This is a genomic window from Rhodococcus sp. B7740, from assembly GCF_000954115.1.
GTDB lineage: Bacteria > Actinomycetota > Actinomycetes > Mycobacteriales > Mycobacteriaceae > Rhodococcoides.
This window is the reverse complement of record NZ_CP010797.1, coordinates 1,989,514-2,011,375: the sequence shown is the minus strand read 5'-3', so window position 1 is coordinate 2,011,375 and position 21,862 is coordinate 1,989,514. Positions and strand designations below refer to the sequence as shown.

The window sequence follows — 21,862 nt, the reverse complement described above, 5'->3', positions numbered from 1 at the left end:
TCGATCAGGAGGAAAAGTTAGATGGCGGTAGGACGTCGAAGCGATGCAGCTCTGACGGTCGAGGACCTTCCGCGCTTGGTTCGGAGCGTTGCAGCGGTCGAACCCGACCGCGTGGCTCTCACGCACCTCGGTACGGAACTGACCTACGCCCGCCTGGACGAGGAGATCACCACCCTCGACGCGGCCATGGGAGGCGTCCTCGGCCCCGACGCGCTGGTCCCGGTCGTGCTGTCCAACACCCTCGCGGGCCTGATCGAAGCCACCGAAGGTGGTCTGGACTCGGTCGTGTCGACCGTCGTCACCGATGCTGTGTCCGTTCTCGGTGCCGACGATTCGACGTCGAGTTCTGCCGATCCCGAAGCCACCACGCTGTACGCGCTGTTCGCCGATCAGGCCGAGCGCACCCCGGACGCACCTGCGCTGGTCTTCGGCGACGAGACTCGCACCTACGCCGAGTTCGCCGCGTCCGTCGAGCGTCTCGCCAGGGTACTGATCGCACAGGGTGTCGGCCCCGATTCAGCGGTGGGACTGTCGATCCGTCGATCGTTCGATCTGCTGGTGGGCATGTACGCGATCTCCGCAGCAGGCGGGGCATACGTTCCGCTGGACCCGGACCATCCGGTCGATCGACTCGGGTACGTTCTCGACATCGCGAACCCGGTCCTGGTTCTGACGACCACGACGGACATGCCTCGGTTGCCCGAGGGCACCGTCACCGTTCTCGTCGACGACGTCGACCTGACCGAGGTGCCGGAAGGGCGGATCACCGATGCCGACCGGCGCGGAGCCCTGACCGAGGACGACCTCGCCTACGTCATCTTCACCTCCGGTTCGACGGGACGTCCTAAGGGCGTGGCGGTGAGCCACCGGGCCATCGTCGCCAACATCTCCTGGCGTCAGCGCGAATATGCGATGATCACCGACGACGTCGTGCTGCAGAAGACACCGTTCACGTTCGACGTATCGGTGTGGGAGTTCTTCTGGCCGTTGCAGATCGGTGCCACGCTCGTGATCGCCGAGCCCGAGGGCCACCGCGACCCCGCCTACCTCGCCCGCGTCATCGGCGAGCGCAGCGTGAGCGTGACGCACTTCGTCCCGTCCATGCTCTCGGTGTACGTCGCCGAACCCACTGCTGCGCAGGCCGATTCACTCCGAATGGTGTTCGCCTCCGGCGAGGCACTCCCGGCGCGCACCGTCAACGCGTTCCACTCCATCTCGAACGCGGAACTGCACAATCTGTACGGGCCGACGGAAGCGGCCGTCGACGTCACGTACTACCGAACCCAACAGGTGGAAGAAGCCTCGGTTCCCATCGGCGCCGCCGTCGACGACACCGACCTGTACGTGCTCGACGAAGGACTGCGGCGATCGCCCCGCGGAGTCGAGGGTGAGCTCTATCTTGCGGGCGTGCAGCTCGCTCGCGGATACCTCGGACGCACCGACCTGACCGCCGACCGGTTCGTGGCCGACCCGTTCGGTGAGCCGGGTGACCGCATGTACCGCACCGGTGACCTGGTGCGCCGACGCGGCGACGGCCTCATCGAGTACATCGGGCGCACCGACTTCCAGATCAAGCTGCGCGGCCTGCGCATCGAGCTGGGCGAAATCGAATCGGCGCTGCTCGCCGAGCCCGAGGTGACTCAGGCGGCCGTGCTGCTCCATTCGTCCGAGCAGTCGGAACAGCAGCTCGTCGGATACGTCGTCAGCACCGATCCCGATCTCGATCACGACGGCCTCGCGGACGCGGTGCGACGGCGCATGCCGGAGTACATGGTGCCGTCGGTGTTCGTCGTCCTGGACGAGTTTCCGCTGAACGCGAGCGGCAAACTCGACCGAAAAGCGCTGCCTGCACCCGATTTCGCATCGCAGGTGCAGGAATACCGCGCACCGAGCACCGAGACCGAGACCGCGTTGGTCTCGATCTTCGAGACCGTGCTCGGTATCGAACGCATCGGTGTCGACGACGACTTCTTCGCACTCGGCGGCAACTCCCTCAACGCCACCCGCGTGATCGCGCGGGTCAACGCCGAACGCGGTTCGGCCGTCGACGTCCGTGCCTTCTTCGACGCTCCGACCGTTGCCGAACTCGCCGCGGCCGTGGACGCGTCGGATTCGACCGGCCACCGCATTCCGTTGACCGCGCAGCCGGATCACGACCACGTCCCGCTGTCGCTGGCTCAGCAGCGCATGTGGTTCCTCAACAGATTCGAGCCCGAATCTGCCGTCAACAACATCCCGGTGGCCCTGACCCTGTCCGGTGCACTCGACCTCACGGCGCTGCGTGCCGCGCTCGCCGACGTTCTCGATCGGCACGAGTCGCTGCGCACCGTGTTCCCGGACCGCGACGGTGTCGGCTACCAGCACGTACTCCCATCCGATTCGGCCACAGTCGAACTGGAGATCTCGGCGGCGGACGAGGCGGAGCTTCCCGCCACCCTGCTCGAGTTCGCTCTACGCCCGTTCGACCTGTCGGTGCAGCTACCCTTCCGGACATTGCTGCTCGCGTTGTCGGACACCGAGCACGTGCTCGCGTTCGTGGTCCACCACATCGCCGCCGACGGATTCTCCATGGGTCCGCTCACTCGCGACGTGGTGACGGCCTACGTTGCCCGCTCGAACGGCCACGACCCGCAGTGGACTCCGCTCGAGGTGCAATACGCCGACTTCACGCTGTGGCAGAGAAAGGTTCTCGGCAACGAGGACGACCCCGAGTCGGTCCTCTCGGCTCAGCAGGAATATTGGCGCGGACGCCTCGGCGGAGCGCCCGACCAACTGGAACTGCCGACCGACCGGCCCCGTCCTGCCGTCGCCACCACCCGAGGTGGCACGTACAAGTTCGAGATCGATGCAGACCTGGTTTTCTCGCTCGAGAAGCTCGGCCGCGCACACGGTGCGACCACCTTCATGGTCGTGCACGCCGCACTGGCGATTCTGCTCGCCAAACTCTCTGCCAGCGAGGACATCTCGATCGGCACACCGGTGGCCGGACGTGGCGACGCAGTGCTCGACAACGTCATCGGTATGTTCGTCAACACCCTGGTTCTGCGCACCGCCGTCGAATCGGACGCGACGTTCGAGGACTTCCTGCGTGAGGTGAGAGGCGTCGACCTCGCGGCGTTCTCGCACGCCGACGTGCCGTTCGAGAAGCTGGTCGACGCGTTGGCTCCGGCGCGGTCGCAGGCCCGCCATCCGCTGTTCCAGGTGATGCTCACGTTCCAGAATCTCGACCAGACCTCGGTGGAGATCCCGGGTCTTCGCGTTGCCGCACTCGACTACGAGGCGGATCTGGCGAAGTTCGACCTGCAGGTGACGTTGTGGAATTCGATTGCCGCAGAAGGCGAGCCGTCGGGTCTGACCGTGGCGCTGACCTACGCCGCCGACCTCTTCGACGAATCCACTATGGCCGAATTCGGTCGGCGGTTCGAGCAGATTCTGGCAGCGATCACCGACTCGCCCACGGCCACGATCGGTGACATCCACCTGATCGACCCGGCCGAGCGTACGTCTGTTCTCGCGCTCGGTGCCGGAGTGGTGTCCGAAATCGATTCGGGCACAACGCTGGTCGACCTGTTCGATTGTCAGGTGGCCGAGACTCCGGATGCGCAGGCGTTGGTGTTCGAGGGTGAGCGGTTGACGTATGCGGAGTTCGCGGGGCGTGCGAATCGTCTTGCGCGACTTCTGGTGTCGGTGGGGGTTGGTCCTGATTCGCTGGTGGGGCTCGCGATCGGGCGGAGTCTGGACCTGTTCGTGGGTATGTATGCGATCGTGAAGGCCGGTGCGGGGTATGTGCCGATCGATCCGTCGCAGCCGGCGGATCGCAACGAGTACATCGTGGCGACGGCGGCTCCGGTTCGGGTGTTGTCGACGACGCGTGATCATGTGGAGTTCGCGGGGGTCGAGACGGTCGATATCGACACTGTCGATGTGTCGGGTCTGTCGCCGTTGCCGTTGTCCGATGCCGAGCGCACGGCTCCGTTGCGGGCGTCGAATCTCGCGTATGTGATCTTCACGTCGGGTTCGACGGGTCGTCCGAAGGGTGTGGGGGTTTCACACGAGGCGATCGTGAATCGGTTGTTGTGGATGCAGCACGAGTACGGGTTGAGCGCCGGGGATGTGGTGTTGCAGAAGACTCCGTCGACGTTCGATGTGTCGGTGTGGGAGTTCTTCTGGGCGTTGCAGAACGGTGCGTCGGTGGCCATCGCTGTTCCGGATGGTCATCGGGATGCGTTGTATCTGCTCGATGTGATTGCTCGTGAGCATGTGTCGGTGGTGCACTTCGTGCCGTCGATGATGTCGGTGTTCGTACCCGAAGCTCGGCGCGCACCGCACGCTGCCGAATCGCTCCGCCTGGTCTTCGCCTCCGGCGAAGCGCTTCCCCCCACGACAGCGCATGCGTTGCGCGCTGCCCTGCCACAACTGTCACTGCACAACCTGTACGGCCCCACCGAGGCTGCCGTCGACGTGACCTATCACGCGGTCACGGACGAGGACTCGGAAGTCATGCCCATCGGTGCGCCGGTGTGGAACACCTCTGTCTACGTGCTCGACTCGCACCTGGTGCCGGTACCGGCAGGGGTGACCGGCGAGCTCTACCTCGCAGGCACCCAGCTGGCCCGCGGCTACGTGCGACGCCCCGACCTGACCGCGGACCGCTTCGTCGCGGATCCGTTCGGACCCAGGGGTTCTCGGATGTACCGCACCGGTGACGTGGTGCGGTGGCTCCCCGATGGTGAACTGGAGTACATCGGTCGGTCGGACTTCCAGGTGAAGCTGCGTGGCCTGCGTATCGAACTCGGCGAGATCGAATCGGCATTGCTGGAACTGTCCGGCATCGAGCAAGCGGTGGTGCTGGTCCGTCGAGACCAGCTGGTGGGCTACGTCGTTCCCGCCGACGGACCGGTCGACCACAGCCAGGTCCTCGGGGCGCTGCGTGAACGATTGGCCGAGTACATGGTTCCGGCCGCACTGGTCGAACTGGCCGAGTTCCCACTCGGTGCCAGTGGCAAGCTCGACCGAAAAGCGCTGCCGGATCCGCACTTCCAGGCGACCGAGTACCGTGCTCCGACGAATCCCATGGAGGAGATCGTCGGAGAGGTGTTCGCTGCCGTTCTCGGCATCGACCGCATCGGCGTCGACGACGACTTCTTCGCCCTCGGCGGAAACTCGCTCGTCGCAACCCGGGTCGCCTCGCGGCTGGGTACCGAGTTGCGCACGACCGTGCCCGTCCGCGTGATGTTCGAGGCCAGTACCGTTGCGGCCCTGGCGGCAGCATTGGAAAGCCACGTCGGAACCGGGACTTCGGCACCGTTGGTGCCGCAGGAGCGCCCCGAGCAGATCCCGCTCTCCCTGGCACAGCAGCGGATGTGGTTCCTGAACCGCTTCGAGCCCGAATCCGCCGTCAACAACATTCCGGTGGCCATCCGGCTCTCCGGGGCGCTGAACGTCTCCGCGCTGCAGTCCGCCGTCACCGATGTCCTCGACCGACACGAAGCGCTGCGCACCGTGTACCCGAGCGTGGACGGCACCGGGCACCAGGTGGTCCTGTCCGCCGCGTCCGTCGCACCGGACCTGACCCCGATCGCCTCCTCGGCGGAACAGGTGATCGGCGACCTCGTCGCCTTCGCGTCCGAGGGCTTCGACGTGACGGAGTCGGCTCCGTTGCGCGCCAAGCTCTTCCAAATCTCGGACGACGAGTACGTGCTCGTGTTCGTGGTGCACCACATCAGTGCCGACGGTTGGTCGATGGGGCCGCTGACCCGCGACGTCATGACTGCGTACGTGGCCCGAGTGGCCGGAGACTCTCCCGCGTGGACACCACTGGCGGTGCAGTACGCCGACTTCGCCGTATGGCAGCGTGACGTTCTCGGTGACGACACCGAACCGGGCAGCCTGATGGCAACGCAGGCCGACTACTGGCGTACTGCACTGGCGGATCTGCCGAGTGAGCTGACCTTGCCGTACGACCGGCCACGTCCGGCGGTGCAGTCGTACGAGGGCGGGCGATTCCAGTTCGACATCGATGCCGAGGTGCACGAGTCGCTGACCGAGCTGGCCAAGTCGACCGGAACCACGTTGTTCATGGTCGTCCACGGTGCCCTCGCCCTGTTCCTGGCGCGGATGTCGACCTCCGACGACGTCGCCGTCGGTACGGCCGTGGCCGGACGAGGTGAGGCAGTACTCGACGACGTGATCGGCATGTTCGTCAACACGTTGGTGCTGCGCACGAAGGTCGACCGAAGCCGAGGATTCACCGAACTGCTGGCACAGGTCCGTGACGTGGACCTCGAGGCGTTCGCGCACGCGGACATCCCGTTCGAGCGACTGGTCGATCTGCTCGAGCCCGAACGGTCGACGGCGCGTCATCCGCTGTTCCAGGTGGCGATCGCCTTCGAGAATCTCCCGCCGAGCCACTTCGAGCTTCCGGGACTCACGGTCTCCGCCGTGGACGTCGAGGTCGACACCGCCAAGTTCGACCTGTCGTTGACCCTGCACGAGAAGCCCGGTGGAGCCGGTCTCGCGGCCAGCTTCGTCTATGCGCGAGATCTGTTCGACGAGAGGACGATCGAAGTGTTCTCGCGCCGATTCCGGTGGTTGCTCGACGCGGTTGCCACCACACCGGACGTTCCGGTCGGCGACCTGTCGATTCTCTACGACGACGAGTACGACCGCCTCACACACGTGCACGGTGACGACGTGCTGGCCGGCGGCACCCTGGCCGAGATACTCACGGCCGGAGCCGCCCTCGATCCGTCGGCCGTGGCCATCAGGTACGAGGGACGATCGATCTCCTACGCCGAACTCGACGCGACCTCCTCCCAGCTCGCCCGCGTTCTCATCGAACGCGGTGCGGGCCCCGAATCCGTTGTGGCACTGGCATTTCAACGCTCCTACCTTATGGTGCTGGCGGTGTGGGCAGTGGCGAAGTCGGGTGCGGCCCACCTGCCCGTCGATCCCACGTATCCGGAGGACCGAATCGGGCACATGATCGCCGACTCCGGTGCCATGCTCGGTCTGACCACCAGCGCGCATTCGGATGCGCTGTCCGCCGGACACCCGAGTCTTCCGTGGTCGAGCCTCGACGACGACGAGTTCGTGGCCGAGGTCCGCACGCGGTCCGCCGAGCCGGTCACCGACGCCGACCGACTGCGGCCCGTCACGTTCCAGAACCCGGCCTACGTCATCTACACCTCCGGCTCGACGGGTAAGCCGAAGGGCGTCGTCGTCACGCACGCCGGACTCGGCGGGGTGCTCGACGCAGCAACCGACCTGTACCACCTGAAGCCGGCCTCGAGGTTCCTGCACGTCTGCTCGCCCAACTTCGATCCTTCGGTCCTGGAGTGGATGGCAGCGTTCTCCGTCGGTGCGACGTTGGTCATCGTGCCGGCGTCGATTCTCGGCGGCACCGAGCTGTCCGAACTGCTGAAGGCGGAGAAGGTCACCCACACCATCATCACCCCGGCAGTTCTGGGCACGATGGATCCGCACGGTATCGACTCGCTCGAAGTGCTCTCGGTCGGCGGCGATGTGACCACTCCCGAACTGCTCGCCCGATGGGCACCGGGCCGAAAGTACTTCAACGGATACGGGCCGACCGAGACGACGATCATCTCGAGCTTCGCCGAGTTGACGCCCGGCGCACCGATCACCATCGGTCGACCCATCCACGGCATGTCCGTGCTCATCCTCGATTCCCGACTCGAACCGGTTCCGACCGGTGTCGCGGGTGACCTCTATCTGTCGGGCGGTGCGCTCGCTCGCGGCTATCTCGGTAGGCCCGGTCTGTCTTCCGAGCGCTTCGTGGCCAACCCGTACGGCATCGACGGCGCACGGATGTACCGCACCGGCGACGTGGTGCGGTGGACGGACGATCTGCAGCTGCAGTTCGTGGGACGTACCGATTTCCAGGTGAAGGTGCGCGGATTCCGTATCGAGCTCGGCGAGATCGACTCGGCGCTCGCCGCCGATCCCAGCGTCGATTTCGCAGTGACGGTGGGTCATCTGCTTCCCTCCGGCGTCACGACTCTCGTGTCCTACGTTCTGCCCGTGCGCGGCAGCGTGATCGATGTCGAGGAACTCGCCGCTTTCGTCGGAAAGTCGCTGCCGGGGTACATGATTCCGGCGTCCATCGTGGTTCTCGATGCGATCCCGCTGACCCCGGTCGGCAAGCTCGACCGGACCGCACTACCTGCCCCGGTGTTCGAGGCCGGTCGTTTCAGGGCACCCACCACCGCGGTCGAGGAGACCGTCGCGGATGTGTTCGCCGGTGTGCTCGGTATCGACCGGGTGGGGCTCGACGACGACTTCTTCGCACTCGGCGGAAACTCGCTGATCGCAACGCAGGTCGTCTCGCGGCTCGGCGCGGCTCTGGACACCGTGGTGCCGGCACGGGCACTCTTCGAGAGCCCGACCGTTGCCGCGCTGGCGGCGCACGTGGAGACAGCCGTCGGATCCGGTTCCAGGGCGACACTGGCACCGAGACCGCGTCCGGAACGCCCGCCCCTGTCGTCGGCCCAGCAGCGCTACTGGTTCCTGAACCGGTTCGACACCACGTCGTCGGTGGACAACATCCCGTTCGCGGTGCGGCTGTCGGGTGACCTCGACGTCGCGGCGTTGCACTCGGCCGTTCTCGACGTTCTCGAACGTCACGAATCGCTGCGGACGCAGTACCCCGATTCGCCCGAAGGCCCGTACCAGCAGGTACTTCCGGCCGCCGAGGTCTCCCTGGACCTGACCGTCCGCGACCTGTCCGCCGGTGAGCAGGACGATGTCGCGGCGGTCGTCGGGGAATTCTTCCGACGCGGCTTCGACGTCACCGCCGAGGTGCCGGTCGATGCCCGACTGTTCCGCGTCGCCGATGCCGAGTACGTTCTGGCATTCGTCGTCCACCACGTCTCGGCGGACGGTGCCTCGATGGGCCCGTTGGCAGTGGACATCATGACTGCGTACACCGCGCGCTCGACCGGTAGCGCGCCGGACTGGGAACCGCTCCCCGTGCAGTACGTCGACTTCGCCTTGTGGCAGCGTGACGTACTCGGTTCCGAATCCGATCCCGATTCACTTGCCGCCCGGCAGGTTTCGTTCTGGAAGCAGGCTTTGGCCGAGCTGCCGGATCAGCTGGCGCTTCCCGCCGATCGCCCACGCCCGCCGAGCCAGAGCTTCCGTGGCGACACGGTGCGTTTCACCGTCGACGCGGGACTGCACGAGGCTCTCGCCGAACTTGCACGCGCACATCGGTCCACGTTGTTCATGGTCGTGCACTCGGCGTTCGCGGTGTTCCTGGCCAAGCTCTCCGGTTCCGAGGACATCGCCATCGGCAGCCCCATCGCCGGCCGCGGCGAGCGTGCCCTCGATCCCATGATCGGAATGTTCGTCAACACGTTGGTGTTCCGGTCGACGGTCGAGCCGTCGATGACGTTCGAGGAGCTGCTCGCGCAGTCCCGCGAGCGTGACCTGTCCGCATTCGCGCATGCGGACGTGCCGTTCGAGCGCCTCGTCGAGGTGCTCAACCCGGTCCGTTCGACCGCCCGCAACCCGTTGTTCCAGATCGGCCTGAGTTTCCAGAACCTCGCCGATTCGACGTTCGAGCTCCCCGGGCTGACGGTCAGTGCGGTCGACGCCGATACGACGACGGCCAAGACCGATCTGCAGCTGTCGATATCGGACCAGTACGAATCGGACGGTTCACCGGCCGAGTTGACGGCCGAATTCAGTTACGCCACAGACCTGTTCGACCGATCGACCATCGACGGTTTCGTCGAGCGATTCGTCGAGGTGCTGCGGGCCGTGGCGAACGACCCCTCGGTCGTCGTCGGGGATCTCGATGTCCTCACTGCGACCGAACGCAACACCATCGTGCACGAATGGAACGACACCGCGCATCCGGTCGACTCCGATCCGACCCTGGCGGCACTGTTCGACCGTCGGGTGCAGGCGGACCCGGACGCGATCGCGCTGATCGACGCACGGCAATCGCTGACCTACCGTGAGTTCGACGCACGGATCAACCGGCTTGCGCGGGTCCTGATCGCTTCGGGGGTCGGCCCCCAGGTGACCGTGGCCCTGGCGATCCGCAGGTCCGTCGAGTTGCTGGTGGCCATGTACGCAGTCACCAAGGCCGGCGGCGCGTACGTGCCGATCGACCCCGATCAGCCCGCCGAGCGGAACACCTACATCCTCGAGGTCGCCGCTCCGGCGCTGGTGCTCAGCACCGCCGGTGTCGACATCGACACCGCAACGGTGCCGGTCGTGTCGATCGACACAGATCCCAGGCTGCACGGTTCGGATGCGGCGTTGTCCGATGCGCCCGTCACCGACGCCGAGCGCACCGCTCCGCTGCGCGCCGCCAACACCGCGTACGTCATCTTCACGTCCGGATCGACCGGTCGACCCAAGGGCGTCGCGGTGAGCCACCGCGCGATCGTCAACCAGTTGCTCTGGCAGGCAGACCATTACGGAATCGACAGCACCGACCGGGTGCTGCTGAAGACCGCAGCGACGTTCGACCTGTCCGTCTGGGAATTCTGGGTGGCGACGATCTCCGGCGGTGCCGTCGTGATCGCCGAGGCCGGTGCACAGGGTGATGCGGCCTATCTGGTGGACCTGATCGCCGAACGATCGGTCACCACGCTGCACACCGTGCCCTCCGTGCTCGACGCCCTCGTCGCCGCGTCGGCGGGATCACTTCCCAAGAGTCTGAAGAGGATCCTGGCGATCGGTGAGGCGCTTCCGGTGGCGACCGCAGACCGCGCACTGCGTGCCTCCACCGCGCGACTGGACAACCTATACGGCCCGACGGAAGCCGCTGTGTCGGTGACCGCACATCGCGTCGCCCGGACGAGCGGCACCTCCGTACCCATCGGTGGACCCGAATGGAACACCCGGGTCTACGTCCTGGACTCGCGTCTGGCACCGGTACCGGTGGGCGTGGCAGGCGAGCTCTATCTCGCGGGCGTGCAGCTGGCCGAGGGCTACGTCGCTCGGCCGGACCTGACCGCGGAGCGCTTCGTGGCCGACCCGTTCACTCCGGGCGGACGGCTGTACCGCACCGGCGACCTCGTCACCTGGCGTAAGGACGGCCAACTCGAGTACGTCGGCCGAACCGACTTCCAGGTCAAGATCCGTGGATTCCGCATCGAACTCGGCGACATCGATGCTGCACTGGGGTCGCTGAGCGAGGTCGGCGATGTTGCGGTGCTTGCGCTCGACGACACCGGACTCGGCGCCCGGCTCGTGGCCTACGTCGTGCCCGCTCCCGGTGCCACGGTGGACTCCGACGGGCTGCGCTCGGCTCTGTCCGGCCGGTTGCCGTCGTACATGGTTCCGTCGGCTTTCGTGATCCTCGATGCATTGCCTCGCAACGCCAACGGGAAGCTGGACCGAAAAGCGTTGCCGGAGCCGCAGTTCGAGACCGTACAGTTCCGCGCACCGACCAACCCGGTCGAAGAGGCAGTGGCGACGGTGTTCGCCGAGGTGCTCTCGGTGGAACGCGTCGGTCTGGACGACGACTTCTTCGCGCTCGGCGGCAACTCGCTGATCGCGACCCAGGTGGTCTCCCGACTGGGAGCCGCGCTCGACACTCAGGTGCCGGTGCGATCGATATTCGAGTCGCCGACCGTTCGCTCGCTCGCCCGTGCCGTCGAATCCAAGGTGGGCACCGGTGCACGACGGGCGCTCACGGCACGTCCGCGGCCCGACGTGGTTCCGCTGTCGATGGCGCAGCAGCGCATGTGGTTCCTGAGCCAGTTCGATCCGACCTCTGCCGTGAACAACATTCCGGTGGCAATTCGGTTGTCCGGCAATATCGATGCCGATGCTCTGTCGAGTGCCGTCCTCGATGTGATCGCACGCCACGAAATTCTGCGCACCGTCTACCCGGAGGTCGACGGACGAGGCAGTCAGGTGGTTCTCGGTACCGCCGAGGCGGGCGTGACGGTGGCCGTCGACGACGTCGATGCCGGCTCCGTGGAGCAGGTCCTGCGAACCTTCGTCTCGGCCGGATTCGACGTGACCCGTGCCGTTCCGGTTCGGGTCCGGATTCTGCGGCTGAGCGAGTCCGAGTACGTGCTGGCGTTCGTGGCGCACCACATCGCCGCGGACGGATTCTCGATGGGGCCGCTGACCCGGGACGTGATGCTCGCCTACACCGCCCGCGTAGCGGGGGAGAGTCCGCAGTGGGCACCACTTGCCGTGCAGTACGCGGACTACACCTTGTGGCAGCGGGACGTCCTCGGTTCGGCGGACGACCCCGAGTCGCCACTGGCAGCTCAGTTGGCGTACTGGACGGCGGTCCTCGCGGGAGCGCCGGCGCAGCTCGATCTGGCCACCGACCGTCCACGGCCCGCCGTGGCGTCCTATCGTGGTGCGGCGTACAACTTCTCGATCGATGCGGCCCTGCAGTCGAACATCGCCCGCCTCGCCCGATCCGCCAATGCGACCGACTTCATGGTGGTGCACACCGCCCTGGCCGTATTGCTGTCTGCGATGGCGGGAACCGACGACGTCACGATCGGAACCCCGGTGGCAGGCCGAGGCGACGCCGATCTGGACGGACTCGTCGGCATGTTCGTCAACACGCTCGCGCTGCGTACCGGGGTGAACCCGGCGGCGTCGTTGCGCGAGCAACTGGCGCTCGTCCGAGACGCCGATCTCGGTGCCTTCGGGCACGCCGACGTGCCGTTCGAGCGGCTCGTCGACGAGCTGGCACCGGACAGGTCTCAGGCCAGGCATCCGATCTTCCAGGTCATGCTGACCTTCCAGAACCTCGAACGGCAGACGTTGACGCTGCCCGAGCTCGTTGTCGAGGGAATCGACCTCGGCAGCGCGTTCGCCAAGTTCGATCTGCAGGTCACGCTGTGGGAGAACGTCGACGAATCCGGCGCTCCCGCCGGTATCGACGTCCAATTCGATTACGCCACAGATCTGTTCGACGAGTCGACCATGAGTTCGCTCGCGCGTCGCCTGGTGCGCGTCCTCGGCACTCTCGTCGACGACCCGGATCGCGTGGTCGGTGACGTCGACATTCTCGAGGACGGTGAGCGCTCCCGCGTCCTGGAGGAGTGGAACGCGACCGGGCACGAGGTGGATGCCGCGGCGACGCTGGTGTCCCTGTTCGAGTCCCGGGTTGCGGCGAGCCCGGAGAACATCGCGACGAGCTTCGGCGACGAACGGGTGAGCTATCGCGAGTTCTCGGACCGCGTGAACGCACTGGCGCGAGTTCTCGTCTCGGAAGGAGTGGGCCCGGAAACCGTCGTGGCGACCGCCATGCGGCGATCGGTCGACATGCTGGTGGGCATCTATGCGGTGCTCACCGCCGGTGGTGCCTACGTTCCGGTCGATCCGGATCTGCCCGCCGAACGAATCGGGTACATCCTCGACACCGCGGCACCGGTGGTCCTGCTCACGACCGAGCGAGACGGCACCGGACTCCGATCCGATGTCACGCGAATCCTGGTCGACGCCGTCGACACCACAGGTGTGTCCGCTGCACCGATGACCGACGCCGAGCGGATCGCACCGCTGCGGCCCGCCGACATCGCCTACGTCATCTTCACGTCCGGATCGACCGGTCGCCCCAAGGGTGTCGCGGTGAGCCACGAGTCGATCGTCAACCGATTGCTGTGGATGCAGGCGGAGTACTCACTCACCGAGAGCGACAAGGTGTTGCAGAAGACGCCGGTCACGTTCGACGTGTCGGTGTGGGAGCTGTTCTGGCCGTTGCAGATCGGTGCCGAGCTCGTGATCGCCGAACCCGACGGCCATCGGGATCCGATCTACCTGGTGAACACCGTCGCGCAACGCGGCATCACCGTTGCCCACTTCGTGCCCTCGCTGCTCGCGGTGTTCGCCACCGCCGACGGCGTCTCGAACTGCACCGGTTTGCGTGCGGTCTTCGCCTCCGGCGAGGCGCTGCCTGCCTCGGTCGCGTCGGCCCTGCGCGTTGCACTGCCGACCACCGAGCTGCACAATCTGTACGGCCCGACCGAGGCCGCAGTCGACGTGACCTACCACCGCGTGGTGCCGGCCGACATCGCGTCGGTCCCCATCGGCGCTCCGGTCTGGAACACCCGAGTCACCGTGCTCGATGCACGCCTGCACCCGGTTCCGGTCGGGGTTCCCGGGGAGCTGTATCTCGCCGGAATTCAACTCGCCCGTGGATATCTGGGGCGTGCGGACCTCACCGCAGACCGGTTCGTCGCCGACCCGCACGGCACTGCCGGGTCGAGGATGTACCGCACCGGAGACCTGGTTCGGTGGACCGCCGACGGTGAGCTCGAATACCTCGGTCGCACCGACTTCCAGGTCAAGCTGCGCGGACTGCGGATAGAGCTGGGCGAGATCGAGGCCGCGCTGACGGCACACCCGTCCGTCGACCAGGCGGTGGTCCTCGTGCGTCGGACGCCGTCGGCCGGTGAAATCCTGGTGGGCTACCTCGTGCCCGCTGCCGGGACGACGATCGACGCCGACGCGGTCACCGCTGCCGTCGCCGCATCGGTGCCCGAGTACATGGTTCCCGCCGGTCTCGTGACTCTCGACGCCTTGCCGCTCGGCCCGAACGGCAAGCTCGACCGACGAGCGCTACCGGAACCGGAGTTCGGAAGCGACGCCGAATACCGCACCGCCAGTACCGATACCGAACGCATCATCGCGGAGGTCTTCGCGGACGTGCTCGGACTCGACACCGTCGGCGTCGACGATTCGTTCTTCGCGCTCGGGGGCGACAGCATCGTCTCCATCCAGCTGGTCTCCCGCGCGAAGGCACGGGGAATCCAATTCGGGCCACGAGATGTGTTCGAGCGCAAGACCGTCGCGGGTCTCGCCGAGATCGCGGTGACCGTCGGCGAAGGCAGCGACGCGGTCGTGCTCGAGGAACTCGACGGCGGTGGAATCGGCTGGATGCCGTTGCCGCCGTTCGGTGCCGCACTGATGGAGCGCAGTGGGGGCCGGTCGCGGTTCCATCAGGCCGTCACGCTCGAACTGCCGATCGGCATAGACCGAGCCGGAATTCTCGCGACGCTGAACGCCGTGATCGATCGACACGACGTGGTGCGCTCCACCCTGGTCCACGACGACCGTGGGTGGGGGCTCGACGCTGCGGCACCGGGGAGTGTCGACGCGGGCTCGTTGCTGACCGTGGCCGACACGGATTCCGCTGCAACGGCATTCGATTCCGCTGTCGGAACCCTCGACCCCGAGGCCGGACGCATGCTCGCCTTCGTATGGGTCGATCACGGCCCCACCGAAGCAGGCACGCTCTCCGTCATCGCCCATCACCTCGTGATCGACGGCGTGTCCTGGCGAATCCTGATTCCCGACTTCGTCTCCGCGTGGGCACAGTTGTCCGCGGGAGCGAACCCGGCTCTTCCCGAGGTGGGAACGTCGATGCGGCGGTGGACGCATGCGTTGGTCGATGCGGCCTCGAGCCAGGCGCGCCTGGCGGAACTGCCGATGTGGCGTCGGATCGCCGACACCGAGGACCCCGTTCTCGGCGAGCGTCCCTTCGATCCTGCACTCGACGTCGTTGCCACCCTCGACAGGGTCGATGTCGAACTGACACCCGAGGTGACCCGCAGTCTGTTGACGACCGTGCCGGAGATATTCCGCGGTGGCGTCGCCGACGGGTTGCTCGCCGGGTTGGCGCTCGCGGTCACGAAACTGCGTGCGGAGCACGGAATGTCGGCACCGGCCACGCTGGTGCAGCTCGAAGGGCACGGCCGCGAGGAAGCAGTGGTGCCTGGAGCCGATCTGGGACGCACCGTCGGCTGGCTGACCAGCCTGTTCCCGGTGCGCCTCGACCTCACCGGTATCGACGTCGATGCCGCATTCGCCGGTGGCCGGCAATTGAGCGAGGCGGTCAAGGCGGTCAAGGAGCAGATGCTGGAGCTGCCCGAGCGAGGAATGGGCTGGGGACTGTTGCGGTACCTCAACCCCGAGACCGCAGCGGAGCTCTCCGAACTCGGCACCGGCCAGATCAGCTTCAACTACCTCGGACGCGTCAACACCGGCGAGGTGCCGGACGAGATGAAGGCGCTCGGATGGCTACCCGCAACGGACAACGAGCTGTCGGCGGCCGGTGACGCCGACATGGCAGCCAACAAGACCGTCGACATCAATGCCATCGTCCTCGACACCGACGACGGCGGCGTACTGAGTGCGTCGTTCGCATTCCCGACCGGAGCGGTGACCGAGGCGACCGTCGAGCGGCTCGCACAGCTGTGGTCGGACGCGTTGACCGCGCTCGCAGCGCATGCCGAGGCCCCCGGCTCGGGTGGCCTGACGCCGTCGGACGTGCCGCTGGTTCGGCTCTCACAGCCCGACATCTCGTCCTTCGAGGCGCGGTACCCGGAGCTGACGGACATCTGGTCTCTGTCGCCGCTGCAGCAGGGACTGCTCTTCCACGCACTGTTCGCGGACGCGTCGATCGACGTCTACACGATGCAGGTGGTGCTCGACCTCGCCGGTGACGTCGACGACGATCGCCTGCACCGCGCGGCGCAGACACTCCTGGACCGGTACGACAATCTACGGACGTCCTTCACCGCGACCGCGGACGGCGAGACGGTGCAGATCGTCCAGCGGAATGTTCGGCTGCCCTGGAACACGATCGATCTGTCCCATCTCGACGGACCCGAACGCGACGCTGCCGTGGCCGACGCTCTGGCCGCGGATCAGCGTCGACACTTCGATGTCTCCACCGCGCCGCTGTTGCGATTCCTGCTCGTCAGGATCACGCCGACCACGTACAAGCTCGCGATGACCAATCATCACGTGTTGCTCGACGGATGGTCGTTGCCGCTGGTGATGAAGGAACTGTTGTACCTGTACGCGGCGCAGAGCTCCACCGAGTCGCTGCCTCGGGTGCGGACGTATCGCTCGTACCTGGCGTGGCTCGATCAACAGGACCCGGCTGCGTCTCTGAGCGCGTGGACTCGGGCACTGGACGGTGTCGAGGAACCGACCTTCGTCGCTCCGCCGAGTGTCGGACGAGAGATCTCGTCGAGATCGGCCGAGGCGGAGTCGTCGACCGATGTCGAGACCACCGCGGCGCTCGTAGCGCTCGGTGGCAGGCTCGGCGTCACCGTCAACACTCTGGTGCAGGCGGCGTACGGTCTGCTGGTCGCTCACATCACCGGACGAACCGACGTCGTGTTCGGTGCGACGGTTTCCGGTCGCCCCGCAGGTCTGCCGGGCGTGGAGTCGATGATCGGGCTGTTCATCAACACCATTCCGGTCCGAGTGCGATTCGACCCGGCGGAGACGGTGGAGTCGTACCTCGGCCGGATCCAGGGTGAACAAGCAGATGTTCTCGACCATCACCACATGGGGCTGGTCGACATCCAGCGGGCGATCGGCGTCGGCAATCTGTTCGACACGCTGACCATCTTCGAGTCCTACCCGGTGGACGAAGCGCAACTGACGCAACAGGCCGCGGCCATCGACGGCATGACCGTCGAGGGCGTGAGCTCCAACGACAACACCCACTACCCGCTGACGTTGCTCGTCGTGGCCGAAGACCGAATCTCGTTCACGCTCAAGTACATCAGTGATCTGTTCGATCCCGCGTACATCGACTCCGTGCTGGCACGCCTGGTCGGCATACTCGAGACCTTCGTATCCGACACCACGGTCGCGGTCGGCGACATCGATCTACTCGGGGCTCGAGAACGAACCCGCGTGATCGAGACCTGGAACGACACCGCGCACGAGGTCGACGCAGGCGTCATGCTGACCGAGCAGTTCCGGGCCCGAGTGGTTGCGAATCCGGATGCGCCGGCAGTGGTGTTCGAGGACACGACCGTCACGTATGCGGATTTCTCGGATCGAGTCAATTGCCTCGCGCGACACCTGGTGTCTCTCGGTGTCGGGCCGCAATCGCTCGTCGCACTCGGAATGCGGCGCGGGATCGACCTCATGGTCGGCATCTATGCCGTCCTCGAAGCCGGTGGTGCCTACGTGCCCATCGATCCGGACCACCCCTCGGATCGAATCGAGTACATCCTCGACACCGCGGAGCCGGTCGTCGTCCTCTCCACCAGTGGTGATCGGGCGGGTCTACCCGAGCGTTTCCCGATTCTCGAGCTCGACACTCTCGACCTCACCGTTCACGCGACCGGTGCGTTGACCGACGCCGATCGACTGGCACCGGTGCGCCCGGGAAACACCGCCTACGTCATCTTCACCTCGGGATCGACGGGACGACCCAAGGGCGTTGCGGTGTCGCACCGAGCCGTCGTCAACGAGATGGCCTGGATGGTGCAGCAGTATTCGCTCGACGCCAACGATGTCTACATGCAGAAGACTGCAACGACATTCGACGTGTCGCTGTGGGGATTCTTTCTACCGCTCTGGGTCGGTGCAACGGTTGTTCTGGCCACACCGGACGGCCATCGCGATCCCGCGTACGTCGCCGATCGGATCGCTCGGCACGGCGTGACCATCACCGATTTCGTACCGTCGATGCTCACGGTGTTCGCCGCGTACGCCACAGCGGAACAGTGCCGTTCGCTTCGGCACGTGTTCGTGGTCGGCGAAGCGCTACCGCCGGAAACGGTGACCGATTTCCGAGCGATCAGCTCGGCCGGCATTCACAACCTGTACGGGCCGACCGAAGCCGCCGTGACGGTGACGTTCTGGGAGACCGGGCCGGGGGATGTCTCGACGGTTCCGATCGGTGCGCCGGAGTGGAACACCCAGGCCTACGTTCTCGACGGGCGACTGCACCCGGTGGCAGCAGGAACCGCGGGTGAGCTGTATCTGGCGGGCACCCAGCTCGCCGACGGCTACCTCGGCCGCGTCGACCTGACGATGGACCGGTTCGTGGCCAACCCGTTCGTCACCAACGGTGACCGGATGTACCGCACCGGTGACCTGGTCAGATGGCGTCCGGGCCAGGACGCGGTCGGGGTGCTCGAGTACATCGGACGCACCGACTTCCAGGTCAAGTTCCGTGGCCAGCGCATAGAACTCGGCGAGATCGAGACCGCGCTGTTGACTCATCCCGACGTCAATCAGGCCACCGCGGTGGTCGCGACGACAGGTGCCGGAGATCAGCTCGTGGGCTACGTCGTTCCCGGGCCGGACCGAACGCTTGACCCGGCCGAGGTGCGCACGTTCGTCGGCGGTGCCCTGCCGGCATACATGGTGCCGTCCACGGTGATGGTGCTCTCGGAGTTCCCGCTCAACACCAGTGGCAAGCTGGACCGAAAAGCATTGCCAGAACCGGTGTTCGAGGTCAAGACGTTCCGCGCTCCCGCAACTGCCGTCGAGGAGACGATCGCGCAGATCTACGCCGAACTGCTCGGCGTGGAGCGCGTCGGATCGGACGACGACTTCTTCGATCTCGGCGGCAACTCGCTCATCGCGACCCGGGTCGCCGCACGCGTCGCTGCAGCGCTCGGCAAGAAGGTCGGTGTCAGAGATCTGTTCGAGGCCTCGACCGTTGCCGCGCTCGCAGCTCGGGCCGAATCGCGTATCGACGACGCGAACGACGTGCCGTTGCGGCGACGGGCACCCGGCGGACGGGTTCCGCTCTCGCTCGCCCAGCAGCGCATGTGGGTACTCAACCGACTGGACCCCGATTCCGGGGCGTACAACATGCCGTTGGCCCTGCGTCTTCGAGGTGAACTGGACGTCGCTGCACTGCAGGCTGCGGTGACCTCGACGGTGGAACGCCACGAGTCGCTTCGCACCCGGTATCCGGAGGACACCGACGGTTCGCCCTACCAGGAGATCATGGACGTCGAGGGTGTCGTTCCCGACCTGACGCCCGTCGATGCGCCGAGCGATGCCGACACCGCCGATCGTGTTCGCGCGATGATCCACGGCGGCTTCGATGTCACCGCGGCACCACCGATCCGCGGAGCCCTGTTCCGCACCGGCCCGGACGAGCACGTGTTCGTCATCGTCATGCACCACATCAGTGGGGACGGCGCGTCCATGACGCCCCTGGCCCGAGACGTCATGACCGCCTACCTCGCTGCAGCCTCGGGAAATGCCTACACTCCCGAACCGCTGACGGTGCAGTACGCCGACTTCGCCGTATGGCAACGTCAGGTCCTGGGATCGGACAGCGATCCCAGCTCGATACTGTCCGAGCAGTTGGCATTCTGGGCGGACGAACTGGCCGGCATCACTCCGGTCGTGTCGCTGCCGTGGGACCGACCTCGGCCTGCCACCGCGACATTGCGCGGGGCCGAATTGAGTACCCAGCTCGACGAATCGACCCACTCCGGGCTCGTCGCCATCGCGCGCGAGAACAACGCCACCCTGTTCATGGTGCTGCACGCGGTACTCGGCGTGTTGTTGTCGAGAATGAGTGGCTCCCGCGACTTCGCGGTCGGCACACCCATCGCCGGCCGCGGGCACGAACAACTCGACGGGCTCGTCGGGATGTTCGTCAACACGCTGGCGTTGCGGACGAACGTCGACCCGGACGCCACCTTCGCAGAACTGTTGAACACGCTGCGCGAGAACGACCTTCGGGCCTTCGCCAACTCCGACGTGCCGTTCGAGCGAGTGGTCGACGCCATCGCCCCGGACCGACATGCCGGGTACACCCCGCTGTTCCAGACCGTCCTGTCGGTCGAACCGCACGGCGATGCCCGCTTCGAGCTGCCGAACCTGGTGGTCGAACCCGTGAGCGGCTTCGAGCCGACGGCGAAGTTCGATCTGCAGGTGACGGTGGAGACACAGCACGCCGAAGGGGAGTCGGGAACCGGAACCCTGATCGTGGAGTGGGTGTACGCCGCCGACATCTTCGACGAGTCCACCGTGGCCTCTCTGGCAGACCGATTCACTCGTATCGCCGAGACCGTGGCGGCAACACCGTCTGCGATCGTCGGAGACATCGACGTACTCGATGCCGCCGAACGAGCGGTGCTGTCCGACGCCCGAGAGACCACGGATACCGGCTCGGCACCGGTTCGATCGGATCTGACACTGCCCCAGGTGCTCACCACCGCGGTCGACACCGATCCCGATGCGCCCGCACTGTCCACGGGCGGTGCCGAGACGACCTACCGTGAGCTCGACGAGCAGTCGTCGCGTCTGGCCCGCCTCCTGATCGACCACGGTGTCGGGCCGGGCGTCGTCGTCGCCGTCGCCATCGTGGACGGGGTTCAGGCCGTCGCGACGCGTTGGGCGGTCGCGAAAGCGGGAGCGGCCCTCGTTCCCGTCGATCCGGCAGATTCGGACGGTACGACCGCGTCGGTCGAGCCGACGGGCGCGACGGTTGCGGTCGTCGACGAAGACGACGTACCGGCATGGGCCGGGTCGATGACGGTCGTCCCACTCGGCCGCACCGACATCGTCGATGCGATCGCCGCCCATTCCCCGCGACCGGTGACCTACACCGATCGGACCGCGGTGCTCGGGCCCGACAGTCCGGCCCTGGTCGGGAACGACGGAACCGTCGTCGATCACGGAACCCTCGCGGCACTGGCGGCGAGAGCCGTCACCGAGTGGTCGGTCGAATACGATTCGCGGCTCGCGGTTCCCGCTCGTTTCGACACTGCTGCGGCGGTGCTGGCCGGAGTGGTCGCGGTGACGGCAGGTGCGGCCCTGATCCTCGATCAGGCGGAGTCGGCCGAGGACGCCGCCGAGATCGTGTCCGCGGAATGGACGACGCACGCGTTCCTCACCGCAGCAGCGATCGCTGCCCTCGAAGAGTCGGCATCCGACGATCGGGAGGATCTCGTCGCCGTCGTTTCGGTCGACGGTGACCGCCACGAGTCGATGCAGGACGGGACCCCGGTGCACCGTCTGCCTGAACCGATCGGGACGGGCCGACCGATAGGCTGAGGCCAACTGCAACGCCGACCACCGCGTGAACGATCAACCGTGGGGGTGACCGTCGGTCGCCTCCACG

At 66.4% G+C, this 21,862-nt stretch carries 1 protein-coding gene; it reads left to right on the top strand.

Annotated elements, in window-relative coordinates; genetic code table 11:
• The first annotated feature begins 21 nt into the window (after window positions 1–21).
• A complete protein-coding gene (locus NY08_RS09230) occupies window positions 22–21,795 on the top strand; it encodes a non-ribosomal peptide synthase/polyketide synthase (RefSeq protein WP_052683731.1) in 21,774 nt (7,257 codons plus the stop codon).
• Window positions 21,796–21,862: the final 67 nt, after the last annotated feature.

Coding starts and splice junctions, on each gene's coding strand:
- NY08_RS09230 (WP_052683731.1), top strand. CDS start 22: ATGGCGGTAGGACGTCGAAGCGATGCAGCTCTGACGGTCGAGGACCTT.